General features: G+C 60.7%; 10 protein-coding genes. All 10 read right to left on the reverse strand.

Annotated features, from left to right (window positions below; all coding sequences use genetic code 11):
- Positions 1–296: 296 nt before the first annotated feature.
- On the reverse strand, positions 297–1877 hold the full coding sequence (locus KGB06_RS27610) for an aldehyde dehydrogenase (NADP(+)) (protein WP_223521387.1): 1581 nt from the start codon (positions 1875–1877) through the stop codon (positions 297–299).
- A 138-nt stretch (positions 1878–2015) separates the two neighbouring features.
- A complete protein-coding gene (gene abaF, locus KGB06_RS27615; protein WP_223521389.1) occupies positions 2016–3413 on the reverse strand; it encodes a fosfomycin efflux MFS transporter AbaF in 1398 nt (465 codons plus the stop codon).
- Between the two features lie 70 nt (positions 3414–3483).
- A complete protein-coding gene (locus KGB06_RS27620) occupies positions 3484–4401 on the reverse strand; it encodes a dihydrodipicolinate synthase family protein (protein ID WP_223521390.1) in 918 nt (305 codons plus the stop codon).
- Between the two features lie 127 nt (positions 4402–4528).
- On the reverse strand, positions 4529–5557 hold the full coding sequence (locus tag KGB06_RS27625) for a trans-3-hydroxy-L-proline dehydratase (protein WP_223521391.1): 1029 nt from the start codon (positions 5555–5557) through the stop codon (positions 4529–4531).
- A gap of 218 nt (positions 5558–5775) precedes the next feature.
- A complete protein-coding gene (locus tag KGB06_RS27630; protein WP_223521392.1) occupies positions 5776–6498 on the reverse strand; it encodes an amino acid ABC transporter ATP-binding protein in 723 nt (240 codons plus the stop codon).
- On the reverse strand, positions 6491–7141 hold the full coding sequence (locus KGB06_RS27635; RefSeq protein ID WP_027924790.1) for an amino acid ABC transporter permease: 651 nt from the start codon (positions 7139–7141) through the stop codon (positions 6491–6493). The genes KGB06_RS27630 and KGB06_RS27635 overlap by 8 nt, the downstream gene beginning before the upstream one ends.
- A gap of 10 nt (positions 7142–7151) precedes the next feature.
- Positions 7152–7817: an amino acid ABC transporter permease gene (locus KGB06_RS27640; RefSeq protein ID WP_223521393.1), complete on the reverse strand. Its 666-nt coding sequence runs from the start codon at positions 7815–7817 to the stop codon at positions 7152–7154.
- Positions 7810–9588, reverse strand: coding sequence for an aconitase X (locus KGB06_RS27645; protein ID WP_223521394.1), 1779 nt, complete (start codon positions 9586–9588; stop codon positions 7810–7812). The genes KGB06_RS27640 and KGB06_RS27645 overlap by 8 nt, the downstream gene beginning before the upstream one ends.
- A gap of 10 nt (positions 9589–9598) precedes the next feature.
- A complete protein-coding gene (locus KGB06_RS27650) occupies positions 9599–10417 on the reverse strand; it encodes a transporter substrate-binding domain-containing protein (RefSeq protein ID WP_223521395.1) in 819 nt (272 codons plus the stop codon).
- Between the two features lie 327 nt (positions 10418–10744).
- Positions 10745–11855: outer membrane protein assembly factor BamA (bamA, locus tag KGB06_RS27655; RefSeq protein WP_223521396.1), on the reverse strand; the 1111-nt coding region annotated here is incomplete at its 5' end.

Consider the following 11855-nt stretch of genomic DNA (forward strand, 5'->3'; position numbering starts at 1 on the left):
TCGTACAGGCCGACACATCGGTTGAAGACAGGGACTGTTTAAGCGTCGTATTCTTTTTCATGGACTCGCCCTCGCTGCCGTTGGCTTCTTAGACTGCCACCGTGGCGCATTGACGCCTCGGCGTGGGCGAGTCCATCCAATTACAGGGTATCCGGGTGTTTTTAGATCGGGTTTCCACCACAGCATCCCTGTGGGAGTGAGCCTGCTCGCGAAGGGGGCAGCACATTCAACATCTCTGTTGGCTGACACACCGCTATCGCGAGCAGGCTCGCTCCTACAAGGTATTTGGGTGTTCTTCAGATCGGGTTTCGGTGGCTGTTGCCGTTAACCAGCCGGGCAATGCCCAGTGGATTGGCGTTTTTCAGCGGGTCGGGCAAGAGCGCGTCCGGGCAATTCTGGTAGCACACCGGGCGCAGGAAACGCTCGATGGCCAGGCTGCCGACCGAGGTGCCACGGGCATCGGAGGTGGCTGGGTAGGGACCGCCATGCACCATCGCATCACACACTTCGACGCCCGTGGGGTAGCCATTGAACAGCACCCGGCCGACCTTTTGTTCCAGCAGGGCCAGCAGCTCTGCGTGTTCATGCAAGTCCTGCGGTTCGCCAATCAGGGTCGCGGTGAGTTGACCGTGCAAGCTGTTCAGCGCCTGGCGCAGTTCGGCCCTATCGGCCACTTCGACGATGAGGGTGGTCGGGCCGAACACTTCTTCCTGTAGCAACGGATTACCCTCGAGCAGCAGACTGACGTCGGCCTTGAACAGATGCGCGCGCGCCTGATTGCCGTGTTGGCCATGGCCGGTCAGGTGGGTCACGCCTGGGTGACTTAGCAAAGCCTGCACGCCTTTTTCGTAGCTGCCGAGGATGCCGGCGTTGAGCATGGTTTGCGCCGGTTGTTCAGCCAGCAGTGCAGTGAGGGACTCGGTGAAGGCACTGAATCGCGCGGAACGCATGCCGATGACCAATCCCGGGTTGGTACAGAACTGGCCGCAGCCAAGCACGACAGAGGCGGCCAGTTCGCTGGCAATTTTCTCGCCGCGAACGTTCAGTGCTTCGGGCAATACCACGACCGGATTGATGCTGCTCATTTCGGCGAACACGGGAATCGGTTGTGGTCGTGCGGCCGCCATGTCGCACAGCGCCCGGCCACCTTTGAGCGAGCCGGTGAAACCGACGGCCTGGATCGATGGGTGCTTGACCAAGGCTTCACCCACGCCCGCGCCGTAGATCATGTTGAACACACCCTTGGGCATGCCGGTCTGCTCGGCAGCGCGGATGATTGCATCGGCCACCTGTTCGGCGGTCGCCATGTGTCCGCTGTGGGCCTTGAACACCACCGGGCAACCGGCGGCGAGGACTGCAGCGGTATCGCCGCCGGCCGTGGAGAACGCCAACGGGAAGTTGCTGGCGCCGAACACCGCCACGGGGCCAACGCCGATCCGGTACTGACGCAGGTCGCTGCGTGGAAGCGGTTGCCGCTCGGGCAAGGCGCGGTCGATGCGTGCAGCATAAAAGTCACCGCGACGGAGGACCTGGGCGAACAGGCGCATCTGGCCGCTGGTTCGTGCGCGTTCACCCTGTATCCGTGCGTTCGGCAATGCGGTTTCGCGGGTGACCAGGGCGACGAATTCGTTATCCAGGGCATCCAGTTGTGTGGCGATGGCTTCAAGAAAATCCGCACGGCGTGCCGCTGGCATGTTGCGAAACTCAGGGAATGCAGCGGCAGCGGCCTGCGCGGCGGCGTGCACTTCGGCCTCGGTGGCTTGCATGAAAGAGAAGGGCAGCGTCTCGCCGGTGCTGGCGTCATGGCTGTGCAACGTGAGGCTGCCGGCGGCGCTGCGTGTACCGCCGATGTAGTTGTGGCCGAGAATTTTGGGCATGGAAACTCCTGTCGGGCAAAAAGGTAATACAACCTTTGTAGGAGCGAGGCTTGCCCGCGAAGGCGGTGTGTCATTCACCCTCAATGTCGAATGACACACCGCCTTCGCGGGCAAGCCTCGCTCCTACAGGTTTTGGGTTCACGCCAGCGAGTCGCCTCGCTGCGGGGTAACGGGGGCGGCGTTTTCCAGCGCTGCGATACGCGCGGCGGACTCGGCATCCACTACGTGCAGCGACTTTCCACGGGTTTCCCGGGTCAGCCCTACGGCAACGACGGAAATCAGCGAGGCACCGACCAGGTACCAGGCGATCGGCGTCGAGCTGTGGTACTTGTTGAGCAACGTGATCGCGATCAGCGGGGCCAGGGAACCGGCGAAAATCGGCGCCACCTGGTAGCACAGCGAGAGGGCGGTGTAGCGCACGTGAGTCGGGAACATCTCGGCCATCAGCGCCGAGTACGGTGCGTAGGTCATCGATTCGATGGCCAGGCCCAGGGTAATGGCCGCCATGATCAGCCAGTTGTTCCCGGTGTCCATCATCGGGAAGCCGACGAAGCCCCAAAATGCGGTGAGCACTGCGCCGACGAGGTAGACCGGTTTGCGCCCGACCAGATCGGACAGGTAACCCATCAGCGGGATCAGGAAGAAGTGCAGCAAGTGAGCACCGAACATCAGAAACAGAATCTCTGAGGTGTCCTTATGCACCACCAACTTGAGGTAGGTGATGGAGAAGGTCACAACGGTGTAGTAGAGAATGTTCTCGGCAAAGCGAGCGCCGATGCCCACCAGCACCGAACGCCAGTGGTGACGCAGCACTTCTGTCACGCCCAGTTGTTGCTGCTTGGTTTGCGCCTGACGAGCCTGGGCTTCCTTGAAAATCGGTGCGTCATCGACACTGGTGCGAATCCAGTAGCCGATCAACACCACCACCGCCGAGAACCAGAACGCCACGCGCCAGCCCCAGGCGAGGAATTGCTCTTCAGACAAGTTCGACGACAACAGCAGCAAGGCGACCGTCGCGACCAGATTCCCGGCCGGCACACCGGCTTGCGGCCAACTGGCCCAGAAGCCTCGGCGATTGTCCGGACAGTGTTCAGACACCAGCAGAATCGCGCCACCCCATTCGCCGCCAAAGGCGAAACCCTGGATCAGCCGCAACAGCACCAGCAACACAGGCGCCGCGTAACCGATCTGGTCGAATCCGGGCAGGCACCCCATCAGGAACGTCGTGATGCCGACCACCACCAGGCTCAGTTGCAGCAGGCGCTTGCGGCCAAATTTGTCACCGTAGTGACCGAACACCAGGCCACCCAGCGGGCGGGCGAGAAAGCCCACGGCGTAGAGCGCGAACGCGGCAATGATGCCGTCGACGGGGCTGTCGGTCTGGCGAAAGAACAGTTGGCCAAAAACCAATGCCGAGGCCGTACCGTAGAGAAAGAATTCATACCACTCCGCGACAGTACCGGCCATGGCTGCGGCCACGACACGTTTGAGTCCGCAGGGGGTGGTTGCGCGTTGAGTGTCTTGAAGGTTGGACATGCTGGCGTTTCCTGTAGAGGCGCAAAAACAGGCAGCCGGGTCGGGCCGTGAAGGCCCGCCCGGCAATCACTCAGAGACCGACGTCCGGCAGTTGCGGACGGTTCGCCAGGGCTTTGGCCATGATTTGTTCGACGAACACCCGATCCGCTTCCGGCAAGGCCAGGCGTGGCGGACGGGTCAGCGCGCTGCCGCGACCGGCAATGGCTTCACACAGTTTGATGCACTGCACCAGGTCGGCACGGGCATCCAGGTGCAGTATCGGCATCAGCCATTCGTAGATCGGCATGGCTTCGGCGAAACGCCCGGCCTTGGCCAGACGGAAAATGGTTTCGCCCTCTTTCGGGAACACGTTGGACATGCCCGAGACCCAGCCTTCGGCACCGACGGCGATGCTTTCCAGCACCACATCATCCAGGCCGGCGAACAGCACGAAGCGGTCGCCGACTTCATTACGCACGTCGATAAAACGGCGGGTATCGCCGGAGGAATCCTTGAAGCACACCACGTTGTCGCAGTCGGCCAGGGAAATCAGGATGTCCGGGGTGACGTCGTTTTTGTAGATCGGCGGGTTGTTGTAGACCATCAACGGCACGTCGGCATTCTTGGCCACGTAGCGATAGTGCTCGGCGGTCTCAAAGGGCTTGGAGCTGTAGACCAGCGCCGGCATCAGCATCACGCCATCGACGCCGACCTTGCGCACGGCATTGGCGACCTTGGCCGCTTGCACGCTGGTGAATTCGGCCACGCCACAAATCACCGGCACCCGGCCGCGAGAAGCATCGACGGCGACTTCGGTGACGGCGATTTTTTCTTCGGCGGTCAGCGAGGTGTTTTCGCCGACCGAACCACACACCACCAGGCCGGACACACCGTCGCGGATCACGTTGGAAATTACCTGGTGGGTTTTATCCAGGTTGATGGTGAAGTCATCGTTGAATTGAGTGGTCACCGCGGGGAAAACGCCACTCCAGTTAATACGTTTGCTCATTTGTTGCCTCCGGATCGTTAATTGTATTTCGTATACGATATTTAAAATGAAAAGATTCGGCCAGTGCTTTTTCGGGTTTTTGGGGAGATTTAGTAACCGTTGGTCTGGGTGTTCCGGGATTAAGCGCTCAAGCACCCGGCCAGGTATCGGACAAGCGATAGCCCTGTGGCCATGGATCGCTCGGATCAAGCAGCAATTGGTGGGTGCCGGTGATCCAGGCCCGCCCGGAAATGCACGGGTAGATGGCGGGGCGGCCGGCCACTTCGGTCAGCGAGTCAATGCGACAGTGGAACTCGGAACCGATGATCGAACGACCGATAAAACGTTCGCCAACCTGCATCAAGCCCTTGGCCTGCAACACGGCCATGCGCGCCGAGCAACCGGTGCCGGTGGGTGAGCGGTCGATTTTGCCGGGTTGAATCACCACCGCGTTAGCGCCGGTGGCGATCCCGTTCTCATGGACGATGGGCGCCGCGATCTGGCAAAAGGAGATGTGCGACCACTCGGGGTTCAGCGGATGCACGAAGCCCAGTTGTTCGTTGGCGGCTCGGGTGATTTTCAGTCCTGTCGCCACCAGATCGGCAGCCTCGTCGGGGCGGATGGAAAAGCCCAGGCCCTTGGCGTCGGCGATCACGAAACTGTCGCCGCCGTAGGCCGTATCGACCTTTATTGAACCGATGCCCTCGACTTCAATCCAGGCATCCAGGCGATCGGCAAAGGAGGGCACGTTCTTGATTTCCACCCGTTCAACCTTGCCATCACGGCAATCGGCAACCACCTCAATCAGACCACCGGGAGCCTCCAGCACCATTCGGGTTTGCGGCTCGGTCATCGGCAGGATGCCGCTGTCGAGCAACACGGTGGCCACGCACAGTGAGTTTGAACCGGACATCGGCGGGGTGTCCGCCGGCTCCATGATGATCCAGGCCATTTGCGCCCGCGGGTCCTTGGCCGGCACCAGCAGGTTGACGTGGCGAAACACGCCACCGCGCGGCTCGTTGAGTACGAAGTTGCGCAGGGTTTCGTCCTTGGCGATCCAGCGCGACTGTTCCCATACGGTGGCACCGGGTGGCGGGGCGACACCGCCGACGATCACGTCACCGACTTCGCCTTCGGCGTGGCAGCTGACGACATGGATTACTTTTGATGAACGCATGGTTTCCTCCTTGTGTTGCCTGTTAGAGCCTCTTCGCTGGCAAGCCAGCTCCTACAGGATTTGGTGGTGTACATAAAATAGGTGCTCGACACCGATCACTGTAGGAGCTGGCTTGCCAGCGAAGATTGCAAGGACGACACGTTTATCCAGACTGCACGCGTCATCGTTGACGACCATCGCTGGCAACCCAGCTCCTACAGGGTTGAGTTGGCCTTGGGTTATTTCACCGATTTAAGAAACGCCGCAGTCTCCGCATGCACCGGGTTACCAATCACCTGATCCGGCGACCCAATCTCATGCACCAGCCCATTGCGAAAGAACGCCACACGGTCGGACACATCGCGGGCGAAGCGGATCTCGTGGGTCACCAGCACCATGGTCATGCCGTCTTCGGCGAGCATGCGCATGGTGTCCAGAACCTCGCCCACCAGTTGCGGGTCGAGGGCTGAAGTGGCTTCGTCGAACAGCATGTAGTCCGGTGACATCGCCAGGGCGCGGGCGATGGCCATGCGTTGCTGTTGACCGCCGGACAGCTTGCCGGGGAAGGTCTTGAGCTTGTCGCCCAAACCGACGTGGGTCAGTTGTTGCACCGCCAGTTCCTCGGCTTCGGCTTTGCCTTTGCCCAGCACTTTGCGCGGGGCCAACATCACGTTCTCCAGGACCGTCAGGTGCGGAAAGGCGTTCCATTGCTGGAACACGATGCCGATCTTCTGTCGCAGACGGTTGAGGTCGGTGGCGCTGTGATGGACCTCGACACCGTCCACGCGAATGTTGCCTTTCTGGATCGGCTCCAGGCCGTTGATGCACATCAACAGGGTGGATTTGCCGGAGCCGGAGCCACCGATGATCGATACCACCTCGCCCTTGTTCACGGTCAGGTTCACGCCCTTGACCACTTCGAGGTTGCCGAAGGATTTGTGTACGTTGTCGATCTCAATCATTTTCCTGCCACCTTCTTTCCAGACGAGCGCCTAGGCGTGCAACCACCAGGCTCATGACGTAGTAGATAAGGCCCGCGATGCACAGCACCAGCAACGGCTCCTGGATGCGGGTGACGATGGTTTGCGAGGCGCGCAGCAGTTCGACGATGCCGATCCACATCACCAGCGCGGTGTCTTTCATCACACCGAGCACCAGGTTCAGCCAGCCGGGGAAGGCCACTCGCGTGGCCATTGGCAGGACGATCCAGCGCAGGTCCTGCAAGAAACTCAGGCCCAGTGAACGGCTGGCCCGGCGTACCGTGAAGGGCACCGCCAGCACGCCGCCGCGCACGATCTCGGTGAAGTACGCGGCGGTGTAAACCCCGAGCACGATGCAACCGACGCTGAAGGCGCTGATGTTCAGGCCGACGATGCTTTTGAGTGAGTTGAACAGCACGAATTGGATCAACAGCGGCACGCTGCGAAACACGTCCAACACCCAGGCCAGCGGCAGGCTGGCCCGTGGCAACAAGGCCCGCAGCAAGCCGAACAACAGCCCGGCGATGGAGCCGAGGATGATCGACCAGAACGTCAATTGCAGCGTGACCCAGGCGCCATTGAGCAGAAACATCAGGTCATTCGAGGAAAAACCGGTGGCAAACATGGACAGCTCCTCAGTAGCGGAACAACCGCCAGGCAAACAGCCGGGCTGTCGCGACGATCGTCTTGGCAATGGCGTAATACAGCACCGCCGCAATCGCGAAGTACTCGAACGTGCGGAACGTTTTGACGTTGTAGTCCTGGGTCACCCCGGTCAGGTCATTGTTCAGCCCCACAATCACCCCCAGAGACGTCATCAACACCGCCCAGACCATTTGGTTAGTCAGCGGGTAAAACACAATTCGCAGCAGCTGCGGGACGATGATCATGCGGTAGGTCTGAAAGGCGCTCATGCCCAGTGACCGGGCGGCGCGCACCTGGGTCTGGGGCACAGCCTTGAGCCCGCCGCGGAAGTTTTCCGCCAGGTAACCCGCGTTGTTGAACGTGATCCCGGCCAGCAGCGCGAGCCACGAACTGACATGCAATCCGAGCGAGCCGAGGCCGAAGTAAAGGATGTAGATCTGGAACAACGACGGCGTGTTGCGGGCAATCGATACCCAGCCGTTGCCGATGCCGCGCAGCAGCGGGTGTTTGCTTTCGCGCATGACCGTCAGGGCCAGGGCGATGAGCACGCCGAAGATCATCGACAGTGCCGCGGTCTCGAAGGTGACCACGGCGCCGGCGAGCATATCCGGCAAGGCGCGCAGGGCTGAGCGCCATTGGAAGGTGTAGTCAAACATGCGCAGGGCTCTCCAGTTGGGCGGCAGGTTGCAGCCAGGCCGGCAGGCGTCCGCTGGCGGTGGCGTTACACGCAGCATCGACGCACTCGGCAAGGCTGGCGAAATGCACCTTGCGACCCACCAGTCCAGGCGCGTAGTGAGCGTATTTGCCCGAGTTGGTCATCAGCGTGGTGGCGGCGGGTGGAATCACCGGCTCGCCGAGCATGCACCAGCAGGTGTCGGTGACCAGGGTGGCGCCGAAGGCCTCGATCACCGCGATGTGCCCGGCCTGGCGTGCCTGCTCTAACACTGCGCGACCGCAGGTGATGGCGAGTACGACGTTCGGGTGTTTGTGCCGACCTCGGCACAGCCGCGCCAGATGAGCAAATTCACTAAGGGAAAAATGCGGGTTGCCCAGCGACACCACATCCACCCGGTGGTCACGGGCACTGTTGAGCTCGCGCCAACTCACCAGCAGGTCTTTCAGGCGGATTTTTTCTACGGGTATGGATGCATCCGCTTCCAGCACCTGTGTCGGGTCAATCGCTTCCGGGGTGACCCCGGCGATATGAAACAGTGGCGCCGCCGAGGTGGTGGCGAAGGCCGCACCAAAGGCTTTGAGATCGTCCAGGCTCGGCTTGCGGTTTTCCAGGCCCAATACCAGCGGCACGCGGCTGCCGGCCAGTGCACCGATGTGATATCCGAGCAACGGGTAAAAGGCATCGTCCAGTTCACCGAGTACGGGCAACTCGATCTGCAAGCGGGCCTTGCGTTGCGCGTCCAGGTGGCAGCCAATCAGCGGGGCGCGGCCGGTTAGAGCAATGCAGATGTCGAGGTAGTCCGGGTACTTCAGGGTGCGTGCGCCGAGCACGCTGTTGGCGTAAACCACGGCATTGGATTCGGCCCAGACAATCTGCTCGCCAGCCTTGGGCGCACTGTCGAGCAGGTAAGGTGCGCAGGTGTAGCTCAGTTGTGCGCCCATCGCCATATACGCATCGCCCAAGGCACTGGCCGGCTCGCCGAGGGCCGGGTCGATGCCCAATTCGCGCCAGCGGCGCTGGTCCACGGAAATCGAATTGAGGGTAGTGGGCACCCGCACTTTTGCCCCCCATTGCACCAATTGTTGGGCAAAGCGCAGGCTTGCAGGTCCGGTGTAGATGCAACCATCAATGTGCGCCTGGGTGACATCTACCAGACTTTCGGCCCCTTGCAGCTCGGCCATGCGCAGAACAATGTGCATGGCCATTTGCGCAGCTTGTCCATGCTGACCGTCGAGCAGTGCCCGATCAAACTCGGTGAGCTCGATTGAAGCGCGGCTGTCGGTGCTGGATAAAGGTTTGTCGAGTGCCTGCCAAGTATCCTCAGGCGGGTACTCGAACAGGCTCAGCATGGCCCCGTCGACCCGGGCGAAGGCCTGATCGTGCAAGGTCGCGAAGGCCTCCCGGCCGATGCAGAGCACCGGCAGGGAACGGGCAAAAATAGTCTGCGCCACCAGCACGCCCAGGGTCAGGATCTCATCCGGTTCGGCCAGCACCAGTGCCGCCGGTGCATGGCCGTTGCTGATCAGTTCCATCAACACACTGCTGCCGGTACACGAACCGCGTCCACTGGGAATCGCCAGCACACGCCCCGCCAGGTATTCGCCGCTGAGCGGGTGGTGGCGATCGATGACCTCGCCACTGCTGGAGTCAACCCCGCCCCAGAAACTCAGCCCGACATCGGCGAACAGCAGGGCACCTTCAGCGGCGCCCGCGACCAGGCTGCGACCGGTCAGAGAAACGGACCTAGGCATGCCGGACATCTCAGTAGTAGACCTGTGGCACGGTCAGGTTGGCGGGCGAGATATCGGTGCCGACCCATTTGACGAACAGCTCCTTGTAGCGACCGGTGCGCACCTGCTGGTTGACGAACAGGTTGAGGTAGTTGAGCAGGCCATACTCGTTGCGCTTGGCGCCGAGGGAGACGTAGTCGATGACGTACGGGGCGTTACCGGCGACTTTCAGGTTTTTGTATTTTCCCGATTTGAGGGTGGCGGCGGCGACGGTGTTGGTGACCACGGTGGCGTCGATGTGGCCCTGGGCAACGGCCAGCAGGGTGTCGTTCTGCGACTGATAGGCACGGAAGCTACCGGTGCCCCAATTCTTCACGTCTTTCTCCAGGGCGATGGCCTCATAGGTGCCGCTGGTGTTGCCCACGGGTTTACCTTTGAGGTCGTCGAAGTTGTTGATGCCCGTATCGTCGCGGGTCAGCACCACCATCTGGAAGGCGAAGTAGGGCACGGTAAGGCCGACGGTCTTGGCCCGTTCGAGGGTGTCGGAGGTGGAGGCGACGATCACGTCGGCTCGTCCGGAGACCAGCGCCGGAATGCGGTCCGGGAATGGCGTCTCGACCACTTCAGCCTCGACCCCGAGGATCTTCGCCAGGTCGCGGCAGTAGTCCACATCGAAACCGGCCGGACTGTTGCTGGCATCGCGAAAACCCATGGGCGGGAAGTCCAGGGTGACGGCGCAACGCAGCTTGCCTGCACCGATGATGTCGTCGAGCTTGTCGGCCTGGGCGTTGGCGACAAAGAGGGTACTGAGAACAGCGCTGAGGGCTACGGCAAATGCGGGGTTTTTCATAGAGGCCTCGTTCGTGTGAAGTGCTGTTGAATATCGTATTGAGGATTTCGTATACGATATTAACAATAGCAAGTGGCGTGCCTATTTCCAGTCCTTGAGGTGAATTAGTTGGTAGACCTTGAGGTAGGGGGCTTGGAGCGACATGACCGGGGTAGTAATGCCCAGGGGGGACTCGTGGGCCCCAGGGGCTGGTGTTACGTATCGGAGCAACGGGAAGCAGAGCGCCCCTTTAAGGAACACCGATTGACGAAAAATGGGTGAGAAGCCCGTAATTCCCTTCCCGCATAACAGATGCCGGTCCCTCTACAATGGCCTCCCACACATGGGTCAAAAGGTCTTTCCCAGAGAGAACTGGAACACTTGCGTTTCGGCGTTATCGGGTGTTCGAATCGGCAGCGCCAAGCTGAAAGACAGCGGCCCCAGTGCGCTGTACCAAGTCACGCCAACCCCCAGCGAGCTTGCCATCTGGTTCAGATCTACGCCGTTGCACCCTTGAGTGGTGCTCAAATAACACTTGTTCGAATAGACACTGCCCGCGTCCCAGAACACCGAAGTGCGTACGGATTTAGTGTCTTTGATGAAGGGCATCGGAAACAGGTATTCCACGCCGCCGGTGATGAGCACATTGCCGCCCAAGGCGTCGGTGTCCCGATCGGAATAATAGGCTTGACCGGCACTGGCATACTTCCCGGTGGCGGGGGTGTTGCGCGGACCCAAGGTGCCGTTTTTGAAACCGCGAACTGACCCTTCGCCACCCGCCGTGTAGTTTTCATAGAAAGGCAAGCCTTCGGTTGAGCCGTAGCTGTAGCCATAGCCGAGATTGGTATGGAAACGCAGTGATGTGGCAGTGCTGACCGGCAGATAGGTCTGCCCGGTGTAATCGATCTTGTAGAAGCTCAAGTCGCTTCCCGGCACCGTCACCGTAAGACTCAGGTTCTGTGAATGGCCGCGAGTGGCCAGCACACTTCGGTTCAGGGTCGACTCCGACCAGCCGAGACTCGCCTTGAAATTGGTGAACTCCTTGCCCTCGCGCTGGATAAAGTCGTAGATCTCATCCGCGCTATAGGTGCCAGGCTCGATGCTGTCATGTTGTGCCATCAGGCCAAACGTCGCCCGCGAGGTCTCATTGATGGGGTAGCCAAGCGAGGTTCCGGCACCAAAGCTGTTGATGGAATAGTACGAGGCGCCGTTACCGTAGTATTTATCGTAGTCGGTGTGGTTGTAGAACAGGTTGTAGCCCATGCTCACGCCATCCGAAGTGAAGTAGGGATCGACAAAGCCGAAGTTGTACTTGCTTTGATATTCACTGCGGGTCAAGCCGATGCTGACCTTGTTACCGGTACCCAGGAAGTTGTTCTGGGTGATCGAACCACCGAGGATCAGGCCGGCACTTTGTGCGAAGCCAATGCTGGCAGTGATCGAACCGGAAGCCTGTTCT

It is taken from the genome of Pseudomonas sp. GL-B-19, from assembly GCF_019956415.1.
Taxonomy (GTDB): Bacteria; Pseudomonadota; Gammaproteobacteria; order Pseudomonadales; family Pseudomonadaceae; genus Aquipseudomonas.

Coding starts and splice junctions, on each gene's coding strand:
- KGB06_RS27650 (WP_223521395.1), bottom strand. CDS start 10,417: ATGAAAAACCCCGCATTTGCCGTAGCCCTCAGCGCTGTTCTCAGTACC.
- KGB06_RS27635 (WP_027924790.1), bottom strand. CDS start 7,141: ATGTTTGCCACCGGTTTTTCCTCGAATGACCTGATGTTTCTGCTCAAT.
- KGB06_RS27640 (WP_223521393.1), bottom strand. CDS start 7,817: ATGTTTGACTACACCTTCCAATGGCGCTCAGCCCTGCGCGCCTTGCCG.
- KGB06_RS27610 (WP_223521387.1), bottom strand. CDS start 1,877: ATGCCCAAAATTCTCGGCCACAACTACATCGGCGGTACACGCAGCGCC.
- KGB06_RS27620 (WP_223521390.1), bottom strand. CDS start 4,401: ATGAGCAAACGTATTAACTGGAGTGGCGTTTTCCCCGCGGTGACCACT.
- abaF (WP_223521389.1), bottom strand. CDS start 3,413: ATGTCCAACCTTCAAGACACTCAACGCGCAACCACCCCCTGCGGACTC.
- KGB06_RS27625 (WP_223521391.1), bottom strand. CDS start 5,557: ATGCGTTCATCAAAAGTAATCCATGTCGTCAGCTGCCACGCCGAAGGC.
- KGB06_RS27645 (WP_223521394.1), bottom strand. CDS start 9,588: ATGCCTAGGTCCGTTTCTCTGACCGGTCGCAGCCTGGTCGCGGGCGCC.
- KGB06_RS27630 (WP_223521392.1), bottom strand. CDS start 6,498: ATGATTGAGATCGACAACGTACACAAATCCTTCGGCAACCTCGAAGTG.